The sequence below is a fragment of the Marinobacter sp. KM021 genome (assembly GCF_050707965.1).
Lineage (GTDB): Bacteria > Pseudomonadota > Gammaproteobacteria > Pseudomonadales > Oleiphilaceae > Marinobacter > Marinobacter shengliensis.
In genome coordinates this window covers 1,327,550-1,351,843 of record NZ_CP136129.1, presented here as the reverse complement: position 1 = coordinate 1,351,843, position 24,294 = coordinate 1,327,550, and the positions used below count along the sequence as shown (strand labels likewise).

22 protein-coding genes are annotated in these 24,294 nt (G+C 57.3%); 11 read left to right on the top strand and 11 right to left on the bottom strand.

Annotated features, from left to right (window positions below; translation table 11 throughout):
* Window position 1 precedes the first annotated feature (1 nt).
* A complete protein-coding gene (locus RVM24_RS06305; protein WP_041609531.1) occupies window positions 2-259 on the top strand; it encodes a hypothetical protein in 258 nt (85 codons plus the stop codon).
* 79 nt (window positions 260-338) lie between these two features.
* Here RVM24_RS06305 and RVM24_RS06300 read toward each other — a convergent pair whose 3' ends face one another.
* The 7 genes from RVM24_RS06300 to RVM24_RS06270 form a co-directional block, all read right to left on the bottom strand.
* Complete coding sequence (locus RVM24_RS06300; RefSeq protein WP_106763487.1) at window positions 339-1,544, bottom strand: STY4528 family pathogenicity island replication protein; 1,206 nt, start codon at window positions 1,542-1,544, stop codon at window positions 339-341.
* Window positions 1,544-2,104, bottom strand: a complete 561-nt coding sequence (locus RVM24_RS06295; protein ID WP_003296448.1) for a DUF2857 domain-containing protein — start codon at window positions 2,102-2,104, stop codon at window positions 1,544-1,546. Before RVM24_RS06295 ends, RVM24_RS06300 begins: the two co-directional genes overlap by 1 nt.
* Window positions 2,105-2,115: 11 nt before the next feature.
* On the bottom strand, window positions 2,116-3,810 hold the full coding sequence (locus tag RVM24_RS06290) for a ParB family protein (RefSeq protein ID WP_106763754.1): 1,695 nt from the start codon (window positions 3,808-3,810) through the stop codon (window positions 2,116-2,118).
* Window positions 3,803-4,063: a type II toxin-antitoxin system HicA family toxin gene (locus RVM24_RS06285; protein ID WP_003296446.1), complete on the bottom strand. Its 261-nt coding sequence runs from the start codon at window positions 4,061-4,063 to the stop codon at window positions 3,803-3,805. Before RVM24_RS06285 ends, RVM24_RS06290 begins: the two co-directional genes overlap by 8 nt.
* On the bottom strand, window positions 4,047-4,910 hold the full coding sequence (locus tag RVM24_RS06280; RefSeq protein ID WP_106763485.1) for a ParA family protein: 864 nt from the start codon (window positions 4,908-4,910) through the stop codon (window positions 4,047-4,049). The genes RVM24_RS06285 and RVM24_RS06280 overlap by 17 nt, the downstream gene beginning before the upstream one ends.
* 10 nt (window positions 4,911-4,920) lie before the next feature.
* Entirely contained in the window at window positions 4,921-5,160 is a 240-nt protein-coding gene (locus tag RVM24_RS06275; RefSeq protein WP_003296444.1) for an AlpA family transcriptional regulator, read from the bottom strand.
* A 118-nt stretch (window positions 5,161-5,278) separates the two neighbouring features.
* Entirely contained in the window at window positions 5,279-6,301 is a 1,023-nt protein-coding gene (locus tag RVM24_RS06270) for a hypothetical protein (RefSeq protein ID WP_427776057.1), read from the bottom strand.
* Between the two features lie 545 nt (window positions 6,302-6,846).
* Here RVM24_RS06270 and RVM24_RS06265 point away from each other — a divergent pair.
* The 3 genes from RVM24_RS06265 to RVM24_RS06255 are packed head-to-tail and all read left to right on the top strand — an operon-like array spanning window position 6,847 to window position 10,252.
* Complete coding sequence (locus RVM24_RS06265) at window positions 6,847-7,644, top strand: MOSC domain-containing protein (protein WP_374786544.1); 798 nt, start codon at window positions 6,847-6,849, stop codon at window positions 7,642-7,644.
* 5 nt (window positions 7,645-7,649) lie between these two features.
* Window positions 7,650-9,587, top strand: coding sequence for an ATP-binding cassette domain-containing protein (locus tag RVM24_RS06260; protein ID WP_431475143.1), 1,938 nt, complete (start codon window positions 7,650-7,652; stop codon window positions 9,585-9,587).
* Window positions 9,584-10,252, top strand: a complete 669-nt coding sequence (locus tag RVM24_RS06255; RefSeq protein ID WP_061332169.1) for a DUF6901 family protein — start codon at window positions 9,584-9,586, stop codon at window positions 10,250-10,252. The genes RVM24_RS06260 and RVM24_RS06255 overlap by 4 nt, the downstream gene beginning before the upstream one ends.
* 46 nt (window positions 10,253-10,298) lie before the next feature.
* Here RVM24_RS06255 and RVM24_RS06250 read toward each other — a convergent pair whose 3' ends face one another.
* On the bottom strand, window positions 10,299-10,730 hold the full coding sequence (locus RVM24_RS06250) for a universal stress protein (RefSeq protein WP_072677182.1): 432 nt from the start codon (window positions 10,728-10,730) through the stop codon (window positions 10,299-10,301).
* 130 nt (window positions 10,731-10,860) lie between these two features.
* Complete coding sequence (locus tag RVM24_RS06245; RefSeq protein WP_431475142.1) at window positions 10,861-11,679, bottom strand: hypothetical protein; 819 nt, start codon at window positions 11,677-11,679, stop codon at window positions 10,861-10,863.
* Between the two features lie 314 nt (window positions 11,680-11,993).
* Between RVM24_RS06245 and fadB the strand changes: the two genes are divergently transcribed.
* The 3 genes from fadB (at window position 11,994) to topA (ending at window position 18,253) form a co-directional block, all read left to right on the top strand.
* The gene (fadB, locus tag RVM24_RS06240) at window positions 11,994-14,141 is read left to right on the top strand and encodes a fatty acid oxidation complex subunit alpha FadB (RefSeq protein ID WP_286921198.1); all 2,148 of its coding nucleotides are present in this window, start codon (window positions 11,994-11,996) and stop codon (window positions 14,139-14,141) included.
* Between the two features lie 32 nt (window positions 14,142-14,173).
* Window positions 14,174-15,349, top strand: a complete 1,176-nt coding sequence (fadA, locus tag RVM24_RS06235) for an acetyl-CoA C-acyltransferase FadA (protein ID WP_106695880.1) — start codon at window positions 14,174-14,176, stop codon at window positions 15,347-15,349.
* Window positions 15,350-15,613: 264 nt separating this feature from the next.
* Window positions 15,614-18,253, top strand: a complete 2,640-nt coding sequence (gene topA, locus RVM24_RS06230; protein ID WP_286922355.1) for a type I DNA topoisomerase — start codon at window positions 15,614-15,616, stop codon at window positions 18,251-18,253.
* A gap of 36 nt (window positions 18,254-18,289) precedes the next feature.
* On the opposite strand, the gene RVM24_RS06225 is transcribed toward topA, so the two are convergent.
* Window positions 18,290-19,159 carry an NAD(P)-dependent oxidoreductase gene (locus RVM24_RS06225; protein ID WP_431475141.1) on the bottom strand — a complete coding sequence of 290 codons (870 nt, stop codon included), beginning with the start codon at window positions 19,157-19,159 and terminating at the stop codon, window positions 18,290-18,292.
* 105 nt (window positions 19,160-19,264) lie between these two features.
* Window positions 19,265-20,539 carry a citrate synthase gene (gene gltA, locus RVM24_RS06220; RefSeq protein WP_061332175.1) on the bottom strand — a complete coding sequence of 425 codons (1,275 nt, stop codon included), beginning with the start codon at window positions 20,537-20,539 and terminating at the stop codon, window positions 19,265-19,267.
* A gap of 477 nt (window positions 20,540-21,016) precedes the next feature.
* Between gltA and sdhC the strand changes: the two genes are divergently transcribed.
* The 4 genes from sdhC to RVM24_RS06200 are packed head-to-tail and all read left to right on the top strand — an operon-like array spanning window position 21,017 to window position 24,225.
* Entirely contained in the window at window positions 21,017-21,391 is a 375-nt protein-coding gene (gene sdhC, locus RVM24_RS06215) for a succinate dehydrogenase, cytochrome b556 subunit (RefSeq protein ID WP_058091197.1), read from the top strand.
* Window positions 21,385-21,729 carry a succinate dehydrogenase, hydrophobic membrane anchor protein gene (sdhD, locus tag RVM24_RS06210; protein ID WP_061332176.1) on the top strand — a complete coding sequence of 115 codons (345 nt, stop codon included), beginning with the start codon at window positions 21,385-21,387 and terminating at the stop codon, window positions 21,727-21,729. The genes sdhC and sdhD overlap by 7 nt, the downstream gene beginning before the upstream one ends.
* 3 nt (window positions 21,730-21,732) lie before the next feature.
* Window positions 21,733-23,505 (top strand): succinate dehydrogenase flavoprotein subunit, encoded by a 1,773-nt coding sequence (gene sdhA / locus RVM24_RS06205; protein ID WP_058091184.1) that lies wholly within the window; start codon window positions 21,733-21,735, stop codon window positions 23,503-23,505.
* 15 nt (window positions 23,506-23,520) lie between these two features.
* The gene (locus tag RVM24_RS06200) at window positions 23,521-24,225 is read left to right on the top strand and encodes a succinate dehydrogenase iron-sulfur subunit (RefSeq protein WP_058091183.1); all 705 of its coding nucleotides are present in this window, start codon (window positions 23,521-23,523) and stop codon (window positions 24,223-24,225) included.
* Window positions 24,226-24,294 lie beyond the last annotated feature (69 nt).

Sequence of the window (24,294 nt, the reverse complement as noted above, 5' to 3'; positions counted from 1 at the left end):
AATGAGTCGTCAGCATCCGGGTTGGCCGGAAGGCCGTCAGTCATCAAACCGAACCCGCCGCTTGCCTGATTTGTCGGAGCGGCCAGCCGCGCGCATCGTTCGGAAGCACCGTTGCGATGCCGCACCGGAAGGCTGCGTGTTGCGCTATACCCGGGGTATAGGCGTCCATGGCGCTCAGTGGATGCTGCCGGGGGAGCACGGTGTGGATCAGGGCCGCTGCGGGCGGAAGGCGGTGTGTTCCGCTATACCCGGGGTATAGGCGACGGTGGAACACCTTGGACATTGCAGAGCAGCTTCCGGGCTGATGACTCTCGACGCCGTGCCGGCTCGCGGGCGTGTCAGGTCGAGCGCAACAGTTCCTGCAGGCGCGCCAGATGAGCTTTCGCGACTTCCGCATCAGCAGGTGTGGCGGGCGGCGGATCGGGCTCTGGTGTCCTGTTGACTGGCGCCGCAGGCGCCTTCTGTGCAGCCCAGGTGCGAAATTCTCCCCGTAAGGCTTTCTGAATGATGCCGAACAGGTAGCCGGTGGGATTGCGGATCGTCGTGGAGGCGCAACGTGCATCCCATTCGTCCAGCAGGGCTTGCCGCAGATCGTGATCCACTGACTGCATCGCGGCCAGCGCGCCGTTCTGCTGCTCCGCCTTCAGCGCCAGGAAGCGCCTGGGCAACTGCAGTTGCTGACGTTCTTCTTGCGCGCGCGGTACTGTACGTACTTCTTTAATACTTTCTTTTATACGTACTGTACGGTCCGACTTCGGATTCCGAAGTGCGCCGTTTTCCGGGCTTTTCCGGCCTGCTTCGGAATCCGAAGAGAGGTTCGCCAGATTCCGAAGACGGTCGTCGGAGCCGTCTTCGGAATCGTGTTCGCCGCCGCCCTGTGGATAACTCGATGTGCCGTTCCAGCCCTGCGCTGACAGCCGCTGTGACAGAATCTCCAGGCGACTCGGCAGCACTCGGCCGCTGAGCATGGGGTCTTGCGTCAACTCCTGCAGGGTGGTCGCGCCCACGCGCTGGACGGATTTGCTGGCATGCGTCAGTGCCTGGCTGACCAACTCCAGATAATCGGCATCGAGCTGGATGGCTTCGTAAGGGGTGAGCGGTTCGTCGTGCAGGACGTAGAGGTTGCCCTGAATGCGCCCGCTTCTGGGATCACGCCGGCGCCGCACCAGGCTGATCCAGCGCGTCAGTCGCAGCACGGTCAGCGCTCGGGCCACCGTCTCGTGCGATGCCCTCTCGGCACAAGGCATGGAGGCCAGCCAAGGCGCAAGCTGGTCGTAGGTGGGCATGGCGGTGATGCCGTCGTCCGCCAGCATCAGGCGGAACACCTGCCAGCCGTTGCGTTCAAGCGGTGTCAGGCGCCGGTCCAGCAGCAATGCACGCGGCACGCTGTCGTGTCGATTGCCACTATAGAGAAAGCCGTCGGTCGGTGGTGAGACTGCAGATGGGGCCGGCGGCGGCTGTTGAGGTGCCAGTTGGCCGAGCGCCTGCTCGAACAGCTCGCCCAGCCGGACGGGGCCGCGCGTAGGGTGTGGCCCATCCGTCATCAGGTCAGCCCTTCATCGATCCATCCGCGCAAGGCATTCCAGATCACGGACAGAGGCAGCCCAGTGGCCTCGGCGAGATCCGCCGCGACGCCCAGCATTCCCATGTCGTCGTTGCTGTCGACTTCCTGCTCCTTCACTGTCGAGGACCAGCGCTTCCACAGGTCGGTGTCCTGTTCCTCGGTCAATACCGGATGCCGCCCCTTGCGTTTCGGCAGGCCGATGACACTGCGACGCAAGGCGATCTCCTGGTGGGTCAAGCCGAAGAATTTGCTGATCAGCTCCGTGCTGGCGCCCAGGCGCAGTAGCCGATCGATCTTCACCACCTCCTCGGTGACGTCTTCTACCTGGTGCAGCAGACGACGCAGCACATCGCGGTTGACGACTACCGAGCACCACGACACGTTGGCGTTGGCCAGCACGCTGGCCATCGCGGGATGCTTGAGGGCATCCAGATCCTTGTCGTCGAACCCCATCGACTTGGCCCGGCGCAACTGGCCGTTGCGTAGATCATGAAGTGCCTGGGCGATCACTGCCTGGTTAAGTGGGTGAGGTCCGGACATGGCTACGCCTCTCATGATCCGGTGATGGCATGGTCGCCATCGGCGATGCCGGACTCGATGTCCCTCAAGCGACGGGCAAGCCGCAGCAGGCGGAACAGTTTCACCAGGGCGTTGTCGCTGAGCCTGTGTGGCAAGCCTTGCTGCGCTCCGGTGACTGCCGGGGTACCTTGTAGAAGCGCTCCCAGCATTTCGGTGAGAATCGAAAGATCGATGCTCGTGACCGACTGATCGGTCGCCAAGTAAGGCGTGCTCAGGGCATGCAGCAGTGCCAGCGTCGCCTGGGCGTGCCGATCGGGTGTTGGCTCGGCCTCGGGCTGCCGGCATCGAAAACCGATGCCTTCCTGGCACGCCTCGACCAGGTCTTGCAGAGCGGCTTCGCCGGCAATCTCGCGGGCGAACTGCGCGATATGCGTGCGCAGGCGATCGGGGTCGTCCAGCGCGGGTTCGATGTACCAGACGTCGGTAATCGGATAGAGACTTCCTGCCTGAATCGGGATCGACTGCAAGACGTTGCGCTCGAAATCCGGCAACGTCTCGCCGGTGTGATCCGCGACCAGGCGCTGGATGGATTGCAGCCGCTCGGTTGTGCCGGCTGGCGATACGATGTGCTCCTGCAACAGGGTGGCACGCTGCGCATCGTCGGATTCCTCCGGACCCGGTGCGGGCGGCGCGGCTGTCGGCGCCGAAGGCGTCGTCGATGTCTGCTCCGGTGGCGGGGGCGAGGATGGCTGCCCGGTCGACGCTGTCGATGGCGACGACAGGGATGGTGCTGGCGCGGGAGGTGATTCGGGTTCGCCGGCAGGCTCGCTGCTGAGGACCTGCCAGCGCCGATCCGAGTCGGTAATCTCGAAGAGCAGCGTGTCGTATTCCATGTCGAGCAGATCGGCCATCTGGCCGACCAGTTCGTCCTGGACGCGCTGAACGCTGAAGCCGCCCGCCGCACTGTCGAACAGTGCCAACACGTCCTGGAACAACGTGGGGAAATCGAGGTGGGAGTGGGCCTGGCGATTGCGGGCCGACCAGACTCTGTCGGCGGCGCGCCGCAGGCTGGTCAGTTGCTCGACCTGGTGCCGCCCCAGGCCGGCGTAAAGCACGGTCGGGATGGCGGGCAGCAGATATTGGATGGCCTCTTGCATCCGGCTGATGTGGGGTTGCGGCACGGGATAGCCGTCCGCCTTGAGGCGGCGTGCCAGCTCGGATTGGGACAAGGGTTTGCCGGTTTCCTCTTCATACAGTTCCCGGGCTTTCTGCACGCCCAATGCGCGCTCGATGAACGACAGGCCGCCGTGCAGCTCGTTTTCCGCGAGATGGCCCGTCAAGGAAACTATTTCTCCGCGTTCTGGCCATGGCCGGAACTGGCAGGCAATGCGGAAGAAGCGCTCGTCCCGTGTCTCGCTCCAGAGTTCGCGCAGGATCGCCAGACGCGTATTGCCGCCGTTGCGGATGATGTAGTGATCCGCGCCTGGACGCCGCGTGATGGGCGGGGGAGCGTCGAGTCCGCGTTCGCGAATCGACGCCTTGATGTCGTCGTAAAGCGGGTTGCGGGTGAGGCGCGGATCAAGCTCATACGGCCGCAGTTCATCGAGCGTCACGACCATCGGCGTATCCTCAATCGGATCGCTCAAGCTGCTCGCGACGGGGCCGCTGCGCGTGAAGCCATCGCTCAGGAGCTTGTTTGCAACGTCCTGGGGGGAGATGTCAGGCATGGCCATCTCCTTCCTGCGTAGGAAGCTCCGAGGGTTCGAGCCCACGCTGGGCTCGCCGCAGCATGGCGCGGGCGTTGAGCCCCGCTCGGTGGTCGCTGGCGGTGGCGCTGGTGAAGATCGGTGGCAGGCCCGGCCGGGTGAACTTGAGATGTCCACCTGGGGTACGAACGACCTCCCATCCTTCGCTCAGGGCATACTCGATCAGCGGCAGCAACCGCTTGTGGCCGCGGGCCAGTTCATGGGCGTTCGACATGGGCGAACCTCCCTCCGGCCTTGCCGGTGACCGCTGCGAACCGTTCCTGCCACTGAGGGCATAGCTCATTTGCCAGGCCGCGCACGATCTCCAACGCGGCCAATGCCTGACGGCCCGAAGGCCGTCGATGCTCGACGCGATGAACAGGCAGGCCTCGGGTGGCTGCGCGCGGAAAAGCTTCGATCGCAGGAATTTCAGTGGCCAGTACCTGGATGCTGGCCTGCTCCTGGAAGATCAGGCGTAGCGTCTGCTGGATCAGGCGCGCGTTGGACGAGACGGCGGGGACGCGGTTTATCAGCAACTGCAGTGCGGGCGGTTCAATGCCCAGCTTTCGGTACGGCGTGATGTCCTCGACCAATTGCAGGGTTCCACGCCGCAGTTCGCGTGCAGCCAGGATTTCCGGTGTGACGGGCGACACGGCCTGCTGGGACGCCAGCAGTGCCATTTCCAGCAATACGCTGCGCGCGCCCTGGGTGTCTATGACCACCAGATCGTAGTGCGGCTGGAAGTTTGGCATCAGGTTGCGCAACCGCAGGCGTCCATCTGGGGCGTGCAGCAGCAAGGTATTGAGCTGCCGGTGCTCGTCGTTGGACAGCACCAGATCCAGGTTGTCGATGACGGTGCGCGACACCAGGTTCGCCAGGTCGCGTTCGTTGAAGGCCAGAAGCTCGTAGATGCCGCCCGGTGCGCGATGCTTCAGCTCGTAGTAGGACGACAGGGTTGGCTGCATGTCCAGGTCGAGCAGCAGCACGCGCAGACCTGCGTCGGCGATGAATGCGCCGAGGTTGGCCGCGACGGTGGTCTTGCCCACGCCGCCTTTGGTCGAAATGATGGATACGACCTGCATAGGGCTCTCCTCAGACATCGCTCGGGAGAGCTGGCTGCTGCGCGCGGTTCTTGAGACGTTCGGTTATCCACAGATCGATCTCGGTGGAATCCCATCCGACAGCGCGAACGCCGAGGCGTAGCGATTGGGGAAACTCACCCTTTTTCATGAGCGAGTAGATATGCGCGCGTTTGAATCCGGATTTGGCCTCGACTTCGTCCAGCCGCAGGATGCGGCGCTCGCCGGGCAGCAGTGCAGTGGGCTGCGACATAGTGGTCACTCCTTAACGCTCAGTGGCGTTTGTTGGGGTGACCTCTATTCAATAGACATGGCTTCCGAAGTACATTGCAAATGCAATTTCCCAGACTGCAGATACAAGCTGGAAAACCTCAAGCAACTACGCTAGCGCTGCCCAGCTTCCTCCGTGCGCTGGCGAACTTGCCGTTCAGCGTGCGCTCGGTGATGCCCATGGTGCCGCCACGATGAGCGATCAACGCGCTGACGATGGCCTCCTGGGTGCTGAAGCAAGAGTGCGGCTTGCCCGAAGGAGATCTGCTCAGCATCAGCTCCAACATGCTGCCAATGATGTGCAGGTAGGTGGCCTCCGCACGATCACTGAGAGAACACTGGCCGCAGGCTGGGATTGCCCCAGATTGCTTGAGCAGTTCTTCGTGACGCTCCTTGAGGTTCCGCAGTTCGCGACGACAAAGCTCAAGCTCCGCCTTCATGGCTTGGCGTTCCACCAACATGGCCTGTCCGGCTTCCAGCGTGATGACGGGGTGCGCGATGCGCTCGATGCGACTGAAAAGAAAAGCAGGTCGATGCCCTGGGTAGTGGGTTTGCATCCAGTGTTTGAGATCGAGGTGGCGCACGGTCAACTCATGGGAATCAAGCAGGGATTCATCGTTCAACGTGATGCCGTTTCGACCATAGGGAAGCTCACCGTTGACGATGGCATCGTAGATGCGTTCCGTGCAGAGTCGCAGTTCATCCCATCGGGGGCAATTGAGCGTTCTCGGCAGATTTCTAGGCGACGAGATGGAGGACAGGATTTCTTGCGAGTAACGCCATAATCCTGCCCAGCGTATGGCGGCCTCAATCGGACGATAGAACACCTTTGAAGCTGGCAGCTCTTCATGCATGTCTCCATCTCCTTGCGGGAGCGCTACATCACCGACTCCTCTGCTGCCGATCGACGTATGGTCACGGCATTTGTTGTTTGGCTTCTTGGGCGCACGTTGGCGGGGTATGCCGAAGCATGTTGGGTCCACATGCTCAAGGCCAGTGGCCATTGCCCGCTCGATATGTGAAAATCGCGATGCTTCGACCATCGAGCGATTAGTGACCGCACCTGGTTGCGCTTGTACACGCCTGTCAGCGTCGTCGGCCTTGATTTTTTCATCAAGACTCATTTCGTATCGCGTGTTCTATAAGGGGTCTAACCGACTTGCCTCGGCGCTGCGTCTATGCGGTTTGATTGGTGCTGGCCAGGGGGGAGGCGATGCCGGTGAGACTTCCACGGCATCCTGATAGATCGACATAGCAACTGACTGCCTCGCTCCGCCTTGCGCATGATCAGCTGTGCAAGGCTGAGAGATGCGCACTCAGTTCGCGCACACGTACGCGATGCAGCGGACTGCCTCGGCACGGGGTAGCACGCAGGTGAGCGGATGGTGTTGGCGGCGAGTGGAAATTGGTGGACGGTCTTCGTTGACGACGCCCGAAAACGAGGCTAAAATTGAGGCCTTCGTTGAGACCCTCAGCGAAGAAAAGAGTTGGAAAACATACGCTTAGCGCGTCAGTGCTAGTCCCGTTTCCCGCTCCAGATTCAGGAAAAACCCGGCCCACAAGGCCGGGTTTTTGTTTTCTGCTCCGCATTTCTCCCCCATGGGCATGGGTTCGTCGGTTATACTCGCTCACTTCCATCCCAAACCTGTTACTTGCAAGGGTGGTCATCATGCGTGTTCAATCCCTCTTTATATACCCGGTCAAGTCTCTGGCTGGCATCGAAGTGTCTTCATTCGAACTGGATGAATTCGGACCCGCGGGGGACCGCCGTTGGATGCTGGTGGACGATCAGGGGCAGTTTATTACCCAGCGACAGCTGCCTTTGTTGGCAAACGTTGCGACCCGTCTAGGGCCTCAGGGTGTTGAGATCGGTGTTCCGGGGCAGGGTGACTTTGGCCTGAGTCCCGGCAATGGCAGGATGGCGGTCAAGGTCTGGCGCGATACCGTGGACGCCGTGACCGGCCCTGAGCCGGCCGATGCGGCGATCAGTCGTTACGTAGGCCAGTCCCTTCGTTTTGTGTACATGCCCGATGAGAGTTTTCGTCGTGTAGACCCGTTGCGGGTGCCGGAAAACCGCCGGGTCGGATTTGCCGATGGGTTCCCCTTGCTGATAACCAATCAGGCATCCCTGGATGAGCTCAATAGCCGGCTGGCCAAAGCCGTGGAAATGCGACGTTTTCGGCCGAACGTTGTCATTTCAGGGGCTGAGGCCTGGTCTGAAGATAGCTGGCAAAGTATTACCGTCGGTGAAACCCGGTTTTCGGTCGCAAAACCCTGTTCCCGGTGCATCATGACCACGGTGGACCCGGATACTGGCCTGAAAGATCCGGATACCGAGCCCCTCAGAACGCTCTCCCGTTATCGCAAAACCGGGGATGGTGTGATTTTCGGCCAGAATGTCGTTCACCAGGGTAGCGGGCGCCTTTCGGTCGGTGATGCGGTAGACATTTCCCAACAGGAGTCTTGATCAAGGTGCCTTTGTTAACACTGGAAAAAATATCCCTGGCTTTCGGCATGCATCCATTGCTGGATGAGGCAACCCTGATGATTGATCCCGGGGAACGAGTGTGCCTTCTCGGGCGTAACGGCGAGGGCAAGTCAACCTTACTGAAAATCGTCAGTGGTGACGTCACCCCGGATGCGGGTGTTGTCCGTCTTGAGGAAGGCTCGGTGCTTGCGGTATTGCCTCAGAGCCTGCCAGCAGACGATGTCCGGACGGCTTATGACGTTGTGGCTTCGGCGTTTCCGGAAACCGGCGAACTCTTGGCGGAGTTTCATCGGCTGTCCCAAAGTGCTGACGAGGCCTCCATGAATAGTCTGATGAAGGTCCAGGAGCGCCTGGAGTCACTGGATGGCTGGCGCCTTGATCAAAAGGTGAACACCATTCTGGGGCAATATGGCATAGACCCGGACCGCCGCCTCAACACCCTCTCAGGTGGGTGGCAACGCCGGGTTTTGCTGGCAAAGGCATTGGTGGCAGAGCCGGATATCCTGTTGCTGGACGAGCCAACAAACCACCTTGATGTGCCCGCTATTGCCTGGCTGGAGGAGGCCTTGACCCAGTTTCGCGGGGCGATGCTGTTTGTCAGTCATGATCGGGCATTTATCAGGCGCATGGCCACGCGGGTGGTTGAACTCGACCGTGGGCAGCTGATCAGTTTTGTTGCCAGCTATGACCGGTATCTCGAGCTCAAGGAGAAGGCGCTGGAAGATGAAGAGCGCCAGAACGCATTGTTCGATAAGCGCCTGAAACAGGAAGAGGCCTGGATTCGCCAGGGTATAAAGGCCCGCCGCACCAGGAACATGGGGCGCGTGCGGGCTTTGAAGGCTATGCGCGAGGAGCATCGACAGCGTAGGGTGCGAGGAGGTACGGCAAACTTCTCCGTGGAAGAGGCGGCGAAATCCGGAAAGCTGGTGGCAGAGTCGCGACAGGCTGGCTTCTCATACCCGGGCGGTCAACAGGTTGTGCGCGATATGGACCTGACGGTGATCCGGGGCGACAAGATTGGTCTGGTGGGGGAGAACGGCACCGGTAAAACCACCCTGGTCAGGTTGCTGCTTGGTGAGCTTGAGCCTACTGAGGGTAGTATCCGCCTGGGGACCAACCTGCAAGTGGCGTACTTTGATCAGCTTCGGGGAGAGCTGGATCTCTCACGTAATGCCCTCGATAACCTGGCTGAAGGCCGCGAATTCATTGATATCAACGGCCAGAGCAAGCATGTTCTGGGCTATCTCCAGGAATTCCTGTTTACACCTGAGCGTGCCCGTTCCCCGGTCAGGGTGTTCTCTGGTGGCGAACGCGCGCGTTTGCTGTTGGCCAAGCTTTTCAGCAAGCCGGCCAATATACTGGTGTTGGATGAACCTACCAATGACCTGGATGTCGAAACCCTTGAATTGCTGGAAGAACAACTAGGGAACTTTAACGGTACAGTCATCGTCATTAGTCACGATCGGGAATTTCTCGATAATGTGGTGACGGATACCATCTTTCTGGATGGCTCCGGTTCGGTACGGGAGTACGTTGGCGGGTACACAGACTGGCGTCGGCAGGGCGGCAGGTTTCCCTCGGAGACCTCCGGAAGTCGCCTCGACAAGCAGGACAAGCGTGATAAATCCGACAGTTCGGACAAAAATACGCAGCCGGTGTCAGAGACTGTGTCGCAGTCGGCAAAACCGAAGGCCGCAAAGCTGAGTTACAAGCTTAAACTGGAACTGGAACAGTTGCCGGGCAAGATTGAGGCACTGGAACGTGAGGTGGCAGAACTTCAGGAATCCATTTCTGCCCCGGACTTTTATTCAGGCCCACCGGACGAAGTCTCAGCCACTCTTGAAAAGTTGTCGGAAACGGAAACCCGACTGGAGTCGGTTATCGAGCGGTGGATGGAGCTGGAAGAACAGGCGAGTCAATGAATATCAATTATAATTTTAAATTTCATGATGGACGAAACATCGAATTCAAGGTGACCGGTGAGCCCGCGAAGCCACCGGTATCGGGATTCCCTTCCTGGGTCAGGCTTGAGCACTGCAAGTGCTCAAATTGTCCGCTGAAAGCGGGGGAGGTGGAATACTGCCCGGCGGCAGTTGAAATCCTGCCAGTGGTTGAGGCGTTTCAGGCCGAAGATGCCTACCAGAAAGTAGATGTAGAGGTCACCGACGACCGGCGCACTTACTCCAAGCAGACGACGCTTGAGGAAGCGCTGCGTTCGTTACTTGGGCTGAAGATGGCAACCAGTGGCTGCCCGGTCCTGTCAGAACTTAAACCGATGGCGCTGCATCATCTTCCATTCGCTAACAGCGACGAATTCGTTATGCGGAGCGTCGGCTACTATCTGCTGCAGCAATTGTTTGCCCAGCGGAACCAGGAGCAGGCTGATTGGGAGCTAAAAGGGCTGGTAGAACGGAATCAGAGGCTTCAGTTGGTGAATCAGGCGCTTTGGCAACGGATTCATGCGGTCTGCAAAGGCGACAGCAACCTAAAGGCATTGCTGAATTTCTTCTCCATGGCATCGAGTGTCAGCGTGTCACTGGAGAGTCAACTCAGAAAACTGCAGGCGAGAATGAAAGGGGAGGCGTAAGCCTCCCTTTGTCATGGTGCCTCAATCGGCGTTTGGGCGGGGTGGCTTAGTGAATCCGGATGGCCAGAACATCGCACTGGGTGCCGTGCAGTACGCCGTTGGCAGTTGAGCCCAGGAGCAACTGAAACCCCTTGCGGCCATGGCTTCCAACGATCACCAAATCAACGCCCTGGTCCTTTACCAGACGATGGATTTCGGATTCCGGACGGCCAACCGTGACAATCTGGTGACTTTTCGGTACGCCGTACTGGTCACCGTACTTCGCCAGCTGCTCGCGGGCGGCTTTGTCCAACTGGTCCTGAAGTTCGGTGAGGTCCATCGGGATATCACCACCGTAAGCGTAACCCACCGGCTCAACAACATGGACGAGAAAAAGCTCGGCACCATAGGCGTCGCAGATCGCTTTTGCTTTGTTCAGAACCTGCGGGGCTTCTTCTGTCAGGTCAATGGCAACCAGCATCTTGTTGTAGGTCGACATTCAGTCACTCCTTTGCGAATTGGGGTAATAGTCAGTATCAACAGTTTATACGAGAAAGTGTAGCGGGATTCTGACGGGCATCAACAGGAAGGAAAACTTCGGGCGGACCGTTAGTCCGCCCGAAGACACATCAGGCGTTACTTTCGAGGATTTCGATGGTGGTGGTCAGGCTGCGAATGATCCCTTTGGAATAGCGGTCAATGACGAAGCTGACGTTGTTTTCGTTGTAGTTGATGTAGGAGCTGCGGATGAACTGCCATTTGGAGCTGACATCATCAATGGCGGCCTTGAGCTCAGCACTGGCGGAGCCGGATTGTACCCGGGCCAGCAAGCTGTCAAACATCAGAGCCTGCTGGTCCAGCGACGCTTCGTCCGATGCGCCCTGGAACGTCTGGGCCACGGACGAGTGGGTGCGCGCGGAGTACCTTGCCATCATTTGTGCCATCACCACGGCTGCGGAGCGAGCAGACTCAATACGCGCGTCAGCCTGGGTGCCGCTGTTCTCCTGGGCAACACCATAAAGCTCGGTAGCGCGCTCGTTCATGCTTGACGCCTTGTTAGCGAGATCGGCCATCAAACGGAGGTCAGGGTAGCCGCGATCCCGGACTTCGTTGATGTTTCCGCGCATGAGATCCTTGAACTGATCGAAATCCTGATTCAGTCCTTCTACTTGTTGTGGCGACAGAACGCCACTGGTGCTGGCGATCACGGCGTTCATCGCATTATTGGAGGCATTGATACTGCCCACGATACGATTGAGGGCTTCCGTGTCGCCGTTGGCGCTGAATGCGTAGAACGAGTCCAGGGCCAGATAATTGTTGATGCGGAAATCGTGCAGATCTGACAGGAATTCTGCGCCGGTGTCCTGTGCCTGGGCGCCAAACGCGGTCAGGGATAGTAGTAGCAGTGCGGCAAGCAGTGACTGAATGCGCAGGCGAGCGTCTTTCATCGGATGAGTCTCCGTAATACTGTTTTATTATTGTGGACTAAAGTCGCATCTCGAAGTTAAAGTAACTCTGCCGGCTAATCAAGTAGTTTCCGGCTCTTACAGGCTGTACTCCCTTTTTTCTTCAGGTTTCATCAAGAAACAAATTGACAAACGCGTCTTTTTTTTTCATCGTGTGTCCTCACGATTCAAACGACTGTATGAATTTTTTGGATCGAATGATCGGGCAGTGACCGAAATCTCGCTGCACAGGCAGTCGGCTCGGCGTTTCGCCAACCGGTTGTCAGCAGTTCCAAACACAGACTGGAGATCAGTTGATGATTTACGAAGGTAAAGCCATCACGGTTAAAGAGATCGAAGGCGGGATCGCTCAGTTGGACTTTGACTTGCAGGGCGAGTCAGTTAACAAGTTCAACCGTCTCACCATCGAAGAGCTGGGCGCCGCAGCTGAAGCACTCAAATCCCAGAAGAACCTCAAGGGCCTGGTAGTCACCAGCTCCAAGGACAGCTTTATTGTCGGTGCGGATATCACCGAGTTCACCGAGCTGTTTGCAGGTTCCGAGGAAGACCTCGTTGCTAACAACCTGAAGGCGAACGAAGTTTTCAACGCCATCGAAGATCTGCCGTTCCCGACGGTTACCGCTATCAACGGTATCGCTCTGGGCGGTGGTTTTGAGATGTGTCTGGCCACCGACTACCGTGTTATGGCTCCCAAGGCCAAGGTTGGTCTGCCGGAAGTGAAGCTGGGTATCTTCCCGGGCTTTGGCGGTACTGTACGTCTGTCCCGTCTGGTGGGTGTGGACAACGCCGTTGAGTGGATTGCCGGTGGTACCGAAAACCGTGCCGATGCCGCTCTGAAGGTTGGTGCTGTTGATGCCGTGGTTGAAGCCGACAAGCTGGTAGCCGCTGCCGTTGCCATTATCAACCAGTGCAACGAAGGCAAGCTGGATAACCTGGCCCGTCGTGAAGAGAAGAAAGGCAAGATCAACCTGAACGCCATGGAAAGCATGATGGCGTTCGAGATTTCCAAGGCGTTCGTGGCCGGCAAGGCTGGCAAGAACTACCCGGCGCCGGTGGAAGCCATCAAGACCATGCAGAAGCATGCCGGCATGACTCGTGACAAGGCGATCGAAGTGGAAGCCAAAGGCTTCGCCAAGATGGCCAAGACCAACGTTGCCGCGTGTCTGGTTGGTCTGTTCCTGAACGACCAGGCCCTGAAGAAGAAAGCCAGCGCTTGGGAAAAAGAAGCTTCCGACGTGAAACTGGCTGCGGTATTGGGCGCTGGTATCATGGGTGGCGGTGTAGCGTTCCAGTCTGCACTGAAAGGCACCCCGATTGTCATGAAGGACATCAATCAGGACGGCATCAAGCTGGGCCTGAATGAAGCCAAGAAGCTGCTGTCCAAGCGTGTTGCCAAGGGCAAGATGGACGCCGGCCAGATGGGCGACGTTCTGAACAACATCACGCCGACCCTGAACTACGGTGATTTCAAGAGCGTAGATCTGGTTGTTGAAGCGGTTGTTGAGAACCCGAAGGTTAAAGATGCGGTTCTGCGTGAAACTGAAGACGCGGTTCGCGAGGACACCATCCTGACGTCCAACACCTCTACCATCTCCATCAACCTTCTGGCCAAGAACCTGAAGCGTCCGGAGAACTTCTGTGGCATGCACTTCTTCAACCCGGTGCACATGATGCCGCTGGTTGAGGTTATCCGTGGCGAGAAGACCAGTGACCGCGCCATCGCGACCACTGTTGCTTACGCCAAGGCCATGGGCAAGACCCCGATCGTGGTCAACGATTGCCCGGGCTTCCTGGTTAACCGTGTTCTGTTCCCGTATTTCGGTGGATTTGCCGCGCTGCTGCGTGACGGTGCTGATTTCCAGAAGATCGACAAGGTGATGGAAAAGTTCGGCTGGCCCATGGGCCCGGCTTACTTGCTCGACGTTGTAGGTATGGACACTGCCAAGCACGCCAACGAGGTGATGGCAGAGGGCTTCCCGGATCGCATGAAGGCCGACTTCAAGTCTGGCATTGACGTGATGTTCGAGAACAACCGTTACGGTCAGAAGAACGACAAGGGCTTCTACAAGTACGAAGAAGACAAGAAGGGCAAGCCGAAGAAAGTTGTCGACGAAGAAACCTACAAGCTTATCGAGCCTGTGGTTAACGGCAGCAAGGACTTCGACGAAGAAGAAATCATCGCCCGCATGATGATTCCTCTGTGCCTGGAAACCGTTCGCTGCCTGGAAGACAACATTGTTGAAGACCCGGCCGATGCAGACATGGGCCTGATCTACGGTATCGGTTTCCCTCCGTTCCGTGGTGGTGCTCTGCGCTACATCGACGACATGGGCGTCGACAAGTTCGTCGAACTGGCAGACAAGTACGCAGATCTTGGCCCGCTGTACGCGCCGACCGAGAAGCTGCGTGAAATGGCCAAGACCGGCAAGAAGTTCTTTGGCTAACCCTAACGAGATTTCCGAACGGAGAAAGATCTATGAGCCTTAATCCGAGAGACGTTGTCGTCGTCGATTGCGTGCGGACTCCGATGGGTCGTGCCAAAAACGGCTGTTTCCGCAACGTTCGCGCCGAGACTCTGTCCGCTGCGCTGATTGAAGCACTGTTTGAGCGCAACCCGAAGCTCGACCCGAAAGAAGTAGAAGATGTGATCTGGGGCTGTGTAAACCAGACCAAGGAACAGGGCTTTAACGTGGCACGGCAGATTTCGTTGCTGACCCGTATCCCTCACGAGTCCGCTGCCCAGACCGTTAACCGTCTGTGTGGTTCCGCCATGAGCGCCATCCACACAGCTGCCCAGGCTATCCAGACTGGCAACGGTGATGTGTTCATGGTGGGTGGTGTCGAGCACATGGGCCACGTACCCATGACCGCTGGCTTTGACCACAACCCGGCTGCGTCCAAGTACACTGCCAAGGCCTCCAACATGATGGGCCTGACTGCAGAAATGCTGGCGAAAATGCACGGCATTACCCGTGAGCAACAGGATGAGTTCGGTGCCCGTTCCCATCGCCTGGCTCACGAAGCTACCGTTGAAGGCCGCTTCAAGAACGAAATCGTTCCGGTTGAAGGTCATGACGAAAATGGCTTTGTGAAGCTGATCGAAGAAGACGAGACCATTCGTCCGGAAACCACGGCTGAGTCCCTCGGCCAGCTGCGTCCGGCGTTTGATCCGAAGAACGGCACGGTCACTGCCGGTACTTCCTCCCAGCTGACCGACGGTGCCGCTGCGATGGTGCTGATGTCAGCCGAGCGGGCAGAAGCCCTGGGCCTGAAGCCGATCGCCAAGATTCGCAGCATGGCAGTTGCCGGCTGTGATCCCGCGATCATGGGCTACGGTCCGGTTCCGGCTACCAAGAAGGCGCTGAAGCGTGCAGGCCTGAAAGTCGAAGACATCGACTTCTGGGAACTGAACGAAGCCTTCGCTGGCCAATCCCTGCCGGTTCTGAAAGATCTGAAACTGCTGGGCGTCATGGAAGAGAAGGTCAACCTGAACGGCGGCGCGATTGCCCTGGGCCATCCGCTGGGCTGCTCTGGTGCCCGTATCTCCACCACACTGCTGAATGTTATGCAGGCCAAAGGCGGTAAGCTTGGTGTTTCCACCATGTGTATCGGTCTTGGTCAGGGCATTGCCACTGTGTGGGAGCGCCTCTGATCGGTTGATCCGAATCAGTAACGCTCATCAGGAGGCCCGGCTTTTGCCGGGCCTTCCTGTTTCAGGGCCTGGTGTCTGCTGCTGATATTTGAAAAAAAGGCTGACTGAAATCAAAGAATGGGTTGTCTTGCAATTGTTGACCCTGTAAAACAGTGAGCCTATACACAATGGCAGCTCTGTGTTTTCCAGTTGCCTGATTTTTATGCGAGTTTGCGGTTTGTTCAGCTATTAACCGAATTATCGCCAAGGATACAGATCTCCGATATGGGTAAAAGTCTCGTTATTGTCGAGTCACCAGCGAAAGCGAAGACCATCAACAAGTACCTGGGCTCGGATTTTATCGTTAAGTCCAGTGTTGGCCACATTCGTGACCTGCCTGTCAGTGGTAGTGGCAGCCAGTCAGACCCGAAAGAACGGGCAAAGCAGGCCGCCGCCACCCGCAAGATGAGCCCGGAAGAAAAAGCCGAGCACAAGAAGCGTAAGTCACGGGAGCAGCTGGTTGCCCGCATGGGCGTAAACCCTGATGACGACTGGAGCGCCCGCTACGAGATACTGCCCGGCAAGGAAAAAGTTGTCAGCGAGCTCAAGCGATTGGCCAAATCCGCCGACCACATCTACCTCGCAACGGATTTGGATAGAGAAGGGGAGGCCATTGCCTGGCACCTTCAGGAGACCATTGGTGGCGAACCGGAAAAGTATCGCCGGGTGGTGTTCAATGAAATTACCAAGCGAGCCATTCAGGAAGCGTTCAAAGAACCTGGAAACCTCGATAACAACCGTGTAAATGCCCAGCAGGCGCGCCGGTTTCTGGATCGTGTCGTGGGTTATATGGTGTCTCCGCTGTTGTGGGCAAAGATTGCCCGGGGGCTGTCTGCCGGCCGGGTGCAGTCTGTTGCCGTTCGGTTGATTGTTGAGCGGGAGCGGGAAATCCGGAAATTCGTACCGGAAGAGTTCTGGCAGCTGCATGCGGATCTGACCGCAGATGGTTCCGCAGACCCAGTGCGGTTCGAGGTTACGCGTTACAATGACAAACCCTATCGCCCGGTAAACGAGGCTCAGAGCAAAGAGCACGTCGATCGCCTGAAATCTGGCGGCTTCAGGGTTTCAAAGCGGGAAGACAAGCCGACACGCTCACGCCCGTCGGCGCCGTTTATTACATCCACGCTCCAGCAGGCGGCGAGCAATCGCATGGGCTTCAGTGTCAAGAAAACCATGATGCTGGCCCAGCGCCTTTATGAAGCCGGTTTTATCACCTATATGCGTACTGACTCCACCAACCTGAGTCAGGATGCGGTAACGGGCTGCCGTGAATTTATCCAGAAGCAGTTCGGAGATCGCTATTTGCCGGACAGCCCCCGTTTGTATGGCAGCAAGGAAGGCGCTCAGGAGGCCCACGAAGCGATTCGTCCTACTGACGTATCCCGCAGGCCTACGGATATAAGCGGCCTGGAAAAAGACGCTGAGAAGCTTTATGACCTGATCTGGCGTCAGTTTATTGCTTGCCAGATGGCGGATGCCGAGTTCCTGAGTACGTCCATTGTGGTCGCCAATGGCGATTATGAGCTCCGAACCCGTGGTCGTATCGTCAAGTTTGACGGCTTCCTGAAAGCTGCGCCCCAGTCTGCCAAGAAAGATGAAGATGTGGCTCTGCCCGATATTAAGGTGGACCAGTCGCTGGATCTGAAAAAGCTGGACCCAACCCAGCACTTCACCAAGCCCTCACCAAGGTATACCGAAGCCAGCCTGGTTAAAGAGCTGGAGAAGCAGGGTATTGGCCGGCCTTCCACCTATGCTTCGATCATCTCGACCATCCAGGACCGTGGCTACGTTCGCCTTCAGAATCGCCGTTTCTATGCCGAGAAAATGGGTGAAATTGTTACCGAACGGCTGGCCGAGTCCTTCCCGAACCTGATGGATTACGATTTTACGGCTCGTCTTGAAGGTGAGCTGGACGAAATCGCAGAGGGTGATGTTCAGTGGAAGAAAGTGCTGAACGATTTCTACGCCAAGTTCCGCAATCAGCTCGAAAGCGCTGAGAAGTCTGATGGCGGGATGCGTGCCAACACCCCGACAGAGACAGACATATCCTGCCCGAGCTGCGGCCGTAATATGCAGATTCGCGTGGCCAGCACCGGTGTGTTCCTTGGCTGTTCCGGTTACTCATTGCCGCCCAAGGAGCGTTGCAAGACGACCATCAATCTGGTCTCTGGCGACGAAGTGGTCAGTGCTGATGAGGATGTGGAGGGCGAGGGCGAAACCCGCTTGCTGCGCAAGAAGCGCCGGTGCCCGAAGTGTGGTACTGCCATGGACAGCTACCTGATTGATGAGAAACGCAAGCTGCACGTTTGCGGTAACAATCCGGATTGTTCTGGCTATGAAGTCGAAGAGGGCAGTTTCCGCATCAAGGGTTATGACGGGCCGACACTCGAGTGCGATAAGTGTGGCTCGGAAATGCAGCTGAAAACCGGTCGATTTGGCAAGTATTTCGGTTGCACCAATACCGAGTGCAAGAACACTCGCAAATTACTCAAGAACGGCGAGCCGGCCCCGCCCAAAATGGACCCGGTACCCATGCCGGAGCTTCAGTGCCAGAAAGTGGATGACACTTATGTGCTCCGCGATGGTGCTTCCGGCCTGTTCCTGGCTGCCAGCAAGTTCCCGAAAAACCGGGAAACCCGTCCACCGCTGGTGATGGAAATCAAGCCACACCGGAAGGAAATTGATCCGAAATACGATTACCTGATGGACGCCCCGGAGAAGGATCCCGAGGGTAACCCGACGGTGATCCGTTATAGCCGGAAGTCCAAAGAGCAGTACGTGATGTCGGAACAGGATGGCAAAGCCACCGGTTGGTCCGCCTGGTATGAAAACGGCCGCTGGGTGCCCAGGGACAAGAAGAAGTGATTTTTTGCCACGGACGTGTGTGTCCGTGGCAAATCATTATTTCTTACGAAGCCTCTGAATCAGCGAAGACGTATCCCAGCGGTTTCCGCCCATCTCCTGCACATCTCCGTAGAACTGGTCCACCAGCGCCGTTACCGGCAGTCTGGAGCCGTTTTTGCGGGCTTCTTCCAGGCAGATAGCCAGGTCCTTGCGCATCCAGTCCACCGCAAAACCGTGCTCAAATTCGCCGTCAATCATGGTGCCGGAGCGGTTTTCCATCTGCCATGACTGCGCGGCCCCCTTGGAAATCACGTCAACCACTTTGCGTACATCGAGCTCTGCCTGTTCGGCAAAGTGCAGGGCTTCTGACAGGCCCTGAACCAGACCGGCAATGGCAATCTGATTGACCATCTTCGTTTTCTGGCCGCTACCCACCGGGCCCATCAGGTTGAGTGCCCGGGCATAGCATTGGAGTATCGGTTGAACCTTCCGGAAATCTTCATCATTTCCGCCGCACATAATGGTTAAAAGCCCGTTGTCAGCCCCTTGCTGGCCGCCGGATACCGGGGCATCAATGAAACCCTGACCCTTGGCCTGCGCGGCTTCAGCCAATGTCTCGGCAATGCCGGCAGAGGCCGTAGTGTGGTCTACCAGAATAGCGGTGCCCGGCGTATTGCTGATGATCCCCTCAGGGGCCGTGTAGACCTCTTCAAGGTCTTTGTCGGCGCCAACGCAGGTCAGTACCACATCGGCATTGTTGACCGCTTCTGCAATACTGTTGCAGGCTTTTCCTGGGTACTGTTTCGCCCATTGCTGAGCCTTTGCGCCACTGCGGTTCCACACGGATACGTCATGGCCGGCTCGGGCCAGGTGACCGGCCATCGGAAAGCCCATTACGCCAAGCCCGATAAAAGCGATGGTTGCCATGGTCTGCTCCTTGTCATCGTTGGATTGGGAGAGTTTTGTATTGCCATGATACGAAAAAAGCCGCTGGGTCAGCGGCTTTTTTCATTTCCGGACAATCCGAACGGATTACTTCTTCGGGTAGTCGCGCTTTGGCGAGCCGGTATACAGCTGGCGCGGGCGGCCGATGCGGTAGTTGCCGCTGACCATCTCGTTCCAGTGTGAGAACCATCCAATGGTGCGGGACATCGCGAAGATAACGGTAAACATGGACGTTGGAATACCGATGGCCTTCAGGATGATGCCGGAGTAGAAGTCGACGTTCGGGTAAAGCTGGCGCTTTACAAAGTACTCATCTTCCAGGGCGATCTTTTCAAGGCGCTGGGCGATCTTCAGCAGTGGGTCGTTCTCCAGGCCCAGTTCGCTCAGCACTTCGTGAGCGGTTTGTGCCATAACCTTGGCGCGCGGGTCAAAGTTCTTGTACACGCGGTGGCCAAAGCCCATCAGGCGGAAAGGATCATCTTTATCCTTGGCCTTGGCGATGAACGTCTCAATGTTGGACTCGTCACCGATTTCAGCCAGCATGTCCAGAACCGCCTCGTTTGCGCCACCGTGTGCGGGCCCCCAGAGTGCTGCGATACCGGAAGCGATACAGGCATAGGGGTTAGCACCGGTAGAGCCGGCCAGGCGGACGGTGGAGGTAGAGGCATTCTGCTCGTGATCGGCGTGCAGAATGAAGATCTTGTCCATTGCGTTGGCAAGAACCGGGTTCGGCTTGTACTCTTCACACGGTGTGCCAAACATCATGTGCAGGAAATTTTCAGCGTAAGAGAGATCGTTACGCGGATACATGAATGGTTGGCCAACGGAATACTTGTAGCACCAGGCCGCGATGGTTGGCATCTTGGCAATCAGGCGATGAGCTGTTACTTCACGCTGTTTGGGGTCGGTTACGTCCATCTGGTCGTGGTAGAACGCAGACAGGGCGCCAACAACGCCACACATGATAGCCATCGGATGCGCGTCACGGCGGAAGCCGTTGAAGAAGTTGCGCATCTGGTCGTGCAGCATGGTGTGGTTTTTGATGGTGTCGTGGAAGCGCTTGTTTTCGTCTTCGCTGGGCAGCTCGCCGTTCAGGAGCAGGTAGCACACTTCAAGGAAGTCAGATTGCTCGGCCAGCTGGTCAATCGGGTAACCGCGGTGCAGCAATACACCTTTGGCGCCATCAATGTAGGTGATGGCGGATTCGCAGGCTGCAGTGGATACAAAACCCGGATCGTAGGTAAAAACGCCTTCCTGGACTAGGCCGCGTACGTCGATAACGTCAGGGCCGACGGTGCCGGAATAAACCGGTAGCTCAATGGACTTATCTCCCACCGAGAGCGTGGCTTTCCTGTCGGTCATGGTGCTCTCCTGTTTGATTAGCTGTAACAGCTTTTCTGCATATGTAGATGCGCCAGAAAGCGCGTATTATCGCAAAACTGGCGGCAAAATATAGGGCGTCAGCCTTTTTTGTCAATGCACAAGTCTCGAAAAGCGGCAATTTAAATTTCCCGTGTAAATGAGGGATATCCGGAATAACGGTGCCAAACGGGTGAAATTGAATTTGTCAATAATGCTTATAGAGGGTGTGGGGCGCCTGTGGCCAAGGCTTTGGGCGTTGTTGCAAGTTTGTAATTACCGGGGTGTCTCCTTATAATCCGTAGCCCGGAATCGGGGATGAACCTCAATGTACGCTTCAGCATAGCAAGCTACCGGGTTACCATCCGCCCTCCTGAACCAATCGGTTATCGGTCTCGTATCGATCCTCCGATCCCAACATACCAACCATCCGCAGCCGGTTTTCGGCCCTGCGGAACCAAGAGAGAGTGTGAGAGCGCTGTGAATAGCAAACGACCAGTAAATCTCGATCTCGGCAAGTTCCATTTCCCGCTGCCTGCCATCACGTCGATCCTGCATCGCATCAGCGGCATCATCATTTTCGTTGGTGTTGCCTTCCTGTTGTACGGCCTGGATCTCTCCCTGTCCGGAGAAGATGGTTTCGCCCGGGTGAGCGAACTGCTGGACAGCTTCCTGGCGAAGCTGATTATCTGGGGCATCCTGTCTGCTCTGTTGTACCACCTGGTTGCGGGCATTAAACACCTGCTGATGGACATGGGTATTGCAGAAGAGCTTGAGAGCGGTCGCCTCGCCGCGAAGATCACTGTTGTGGTTTCCATTGTTCTCATCATTCTGGCAGGAGTCTGGGTATGGTAAGCAGCGTAACTAACCTCGGCCGCAGTGGCGTTTTTGATTGGCTGATCCAGCGTGTCACTGCCTACGTACTGGCTATTTACACAGTGTTTCTTCTGGGCTTCATGGTGATGACAGACATCAACTATGAAACCTGGAGCGCGCTGTTCGATCAGACCTGGTTCCGTATTTTTACCCTGTTGGCACTGCTTTCCCTGGGTGCCCATGCATGGGTTGGTCTCTGGACTGTGACGACTGATTATCTCAAATCCATGGCGCCCCGTTTCCTTGTGCAGGCGCTGTGCGGTCTGACCATGTTTGTGTACCTGATCTGGGGCATTCAGATTCTTTGGGGGCTTTAATCGATGGCTAACATCAAGACCATGTCTTACGACGCGATTGTTATCGGTGGCGGCGGTGCCGGTATGCGAGCCGCCCTGCAGTTGACCGAGACCGGCGTCAAAACTGCGTGTATTACGAAAGTATTCCCGACTCGCTCGCACACTGTATCCGCCCAGGGTGGGATTACCTGTGCGATCGCAAGCGCCGATCCTAACGATGACTGGCGCTGGCACATGTACGATACCGTCAAGGGTTCCGACTATATCGGTGACCAGGACGCCATCGAATACATGTGTTCTGTGGGCCCCCAGGCAGTATTCGAGCTGGAGCACATGGGCCTTCCGTTCTCCCGTACCGAGCAGGGCCGTATCTACCAGCGTCCGTTCGGTGGACAGTCCAAGGGTCCGGATAACCCCACCCAGGCCGCTCGTACCTGTGCTGCTGCGGACCGTACCGGTCACGCCTTGCTGCACACTCTTTATCAGGCCAACCTGAAGGGCGGTACCACCTTCCTTAATGAGTGGTATGCGGTTGATCTGGTCAAGAACAGCAAGGATGAAGTGGTTGGTGTCGTAGCCATCGAGATCGAAACCGGTGAAGTGGCGTACATCAAATCCAAGGCTACTGTCCTTGCTACTGGCGGTGCTGGTCGCATTTATGCCTCCACCACCAATGCGATGATCAATACCGGTGACGGCATTGGCATGGCGCTGCGAGCCGGCTTCCCGGTGCAGGATATGGAAATGTGGCAGTTCCACCCAACCGGTATCCACGGTGCTGGCACCCTGGTTACTGAAGGTTGTCGGGGTGAGGGCGGTTACCTGATCAATTCTGAGGGAGAGCGTTTCATGGAGCGTTATGCTCCGAACGCAAAGGATCTTGCTGGCCGTGACGTGGTCGCGCGTTCCATGGTTCTGGAAATCCTGGAAGGCCGTGGTTGTGGTCCCGAGAAGGATCACGTATTGCTGAAGCTGGATCACCTGGGCGAAGAAACCCTGAACCTGCGCCTGCCGGGCATTTGCGAACTGTCCCGTACCTTTGCGCACGTTGATCCGGTGAAAGAGCCGATCCCGGTCGTTCCGACCTGTCACTACATGATGGGTGGTGTTCCCACCAACGTGGGTGGTCAGGCACTGACTCAGGACGAAAACGGCAACGATAAACCGATTCCCGGCCTGTTTGCCTGCGGTGAGGCTGCCTGTGTATCGGTACACGGCGCCAACCGTCTGGGTGGTAACTCCCTGCTGGATCTGGTGGTCTTCGGTCGTGCGGCTGGCCTGCACATTGAAGAGCAGCTGCGCGGCGGTTTCGAGGTTGATGGTGCCAGCGAAGAAGACATCAAACGCGCCATGGCCCGTCTGGAGCGTCTGGATAGTGCTTCTGAAGGCGAAGATGTGGCTAAGGTCCGTAAGGATCTGCAGAACTGCATGCAGCTCTACTTCGGCGTGTTCCGCGATGGCGACAGCATGGAGAAGGGTATCAAGCTGTTGGAAGAAATCGGCGAGCGTGTACGCAAAACCAAGTTGGCCGATACCAGCAAGGCGTTCAACACCGCGCGTATTGAAGCGCTCGAGCTGGATAACCTGTACGAAGTTGCATACGCCACCGCCAAGTCTGCGATCGAGCGTAAGGAAAGTCGCGGTGCCCACGCCCGTAACGACTTCACTGAGCGTGACGACGAAAACTGGCTCAAGCACTCCATGTACTTCCCGCTGGACAAGCGTGTTGGCAAGCGTGACGTGAACTTTGCACCGAAAACGGTTCCGACTTTCCAGCCGAAAGTCCGGACCTACTAAGGGGGTATCCTGAAAATGTTGGTAAGCCTGTATCGCTACAATCCGGAAACCGATAATGCCCCTTACATGCAGGATGTAGAGGTTGAGATTCCGGAAGGTAAAGACCTGATGGTCCTTGATGTTCTGAACCTGGTGAAGGAGAGGGATCCTTCCATGAGCTATCGCCGTTCCTGTCGGGAAGGTGTCTGTGGCTCTGATGGTATGAACATGAATGGCAAGAACGGCCTGGCTTGTATCACTCCGGTGTCGGATGTGGTCAAGAATAACAAGCTGGTTCTGCGCCCGCTGCCTGGTTTGCCGGTGATCCGGGACCTGGTGGTCGACATGAGCCTGTTCTACAAGCAATATGAAAAGGTGATGCCGTACCTGGTGAATGACACCCCGGCACCCGCCATTGAACGCCTGCAGTCTCCGGAAGATCGTGAGAAGCTGGACGGCCTGTACGAGTGTATTCTCTGTGCCTGCTGTTCCACGTCCTGCCCATCGTTCTGGTGGAATCCGGACAAGTTCATCGGCCCGGCAGGCCTGCTTCAGGCCTACCGCTTCCTCGCGGATAGTCGTGATACCGCACAGGCGGAGCGTCTGGCCAATCTGGATGACCCGTTCAGCGTCTTCCGCTGTCGGGGTATCATGAACTGTGTCAGTGTTTGTCCGAAAGGCCTGAACCCCACGAAGGCAATTGGCCACATTCGGAACCTGTTGCTGCAGCGCGCTACCTGAGCGCAAATTCTGTAGCACCAGCTATACTGGTGTTTCGGCACCAGTTTAGTACCCCGAAGGCCTCGCATT

Bases quoted from the DNA above. Each gene is read 5' to 3' on its own strand.
- RVM24_RS06200 (WP_058091183.1), top strand. From the start codon at position 23,521: ATGTTGGTAAGCCTGTATCGCTACAATCCGGAAACCGATAATGCCCCT.
- RVM24_RS06280 (WP_106763485.1), bottom strand. From the start codon at position 4,910: ATGCAGGTCGTATCCATCATTTCGACCAAAGGCGGCGTGGGCAAGACC.
- fadB (WP_286921198.1), top strand. From the start codon at position 11,994: ATGATTTACGAAGGTAAAGCCATCACGGTTAAAGAGATCGAAGGCGGG.
- RVM24_RS06245 (WP_431475142.1), bottom strand. From the start codon at position 11,679: ATGAAAGACGCTCGCCTGCGCATTCAGTCACTGCTTGCCGCACTGCTA.
- RVM24_RS06225 (WP_431475141.1), bottom strand. From the start codon at position 19,159: ATGGCAACCATCGCTTTTATCGGGCTTGGCGTAATGGGCTTTCCGATG.
- gltA (WP_061332175.1), bottom strand. From the start codon at position 20,539: ATGACCGACAGGAAAGCCACGCTCTCGGTGGGAGATAAGTCCATTGAG.
- topA (WP_286922355.1), top strand. From the start codon at position 15,614: ATGGGTAAAAGTCTCGTTATTGTCGAGTCACCAGCGAAAGCGAAGACC.
- RVM24_RS06255 (WP_061332169.1), top strand. From the start codon at position 9,584: ATGAATATCAATTATAATTTTAAATTTCATGATGGACGAAACATCGAA.
- RVM24_RS06270 (WP_427776057.1), bottom strand. From the start codon at position 6,301: ATGAGTCTTGATGAAAAAATCAAGGCCGACGACGCTGACAGGCGTGTA.
- sdhD (WP_061332176.1), top strand. From the start codon at position 21,385: ATGGTAAGCAGCGTAACTAACCTCGGCCGCAGTGGCGTTTTTGATTGG.
- sdhA (WP_058091184.1), top strand. From the start codon at position 21,733: ATGGCTAACATCAAGACCATGTCTTACGACGCGATTGTTATCGGTGGC.
- RVM24_RS06285 (WP_003296446.1), bottom strand. From the start codon at position 4,063: ATGTCGAACGCCCATGAACTGGCCCGCGGCCACAAGCGGTTGCTGCCG.
- RVM24_RS06305 (WP_041609531.1), top strand. From the start codon at position 2: ATGAGTCGTCAGCATCCGGGTTGGCCGGAAGGCCGTCAGTCATCAAAC.
- RVM24_RS06265 (WP_374786544.1), top strand. From the start codon at position 6,847: ATGCGTGTTCAATCCCTCTTTATATACCCGGTCAAGTCTCTGGCTGGC.
- fadA (WP_106695880.1), top strand. From the start codon at position 14,174: ATGAGCCTTAATCCGAGAGACGTTGTCGTCGTCGATTGCGTGCGGACT.
- RVM24_RS06300 (WP_106763487.1), bottom strand. From the start codon at position 1,544: ATGACGGATGGGCCACACCCTACGCGCGGCCCCGTCCGGCTGGGCGAG.
- RVM24_RS06275 (WP_003296444.1), bottom strand. From the start codon at position 5,160: ATGTCGCAGCCCACTGCACTGCTGCCCGGCGAGCGCCGCATCCTGCGG.
- RVM24_RS06250 (WP_072677182.1), bottom strand. From the start codon at position 10,730: ATGTCGACCTACAACAAGATGCTGGTTGCCATTGACCTGACAGAAGAA.
- RVM24_RS06295 (WP_003296448.1), bottom strand. From the start codon at position 2,104: ATGTCCGGACCTCACCCACTTAACCAGGCAGTGATCGCCCAGGCACTT.
- RVM24_RS06290 (WP_106763754.1), bottom strand. From the start codon at position 3,810: ATGCCTGACATCTCCCCCCAGGACGTTGCAAACAAGCTCCTGAGCGAT.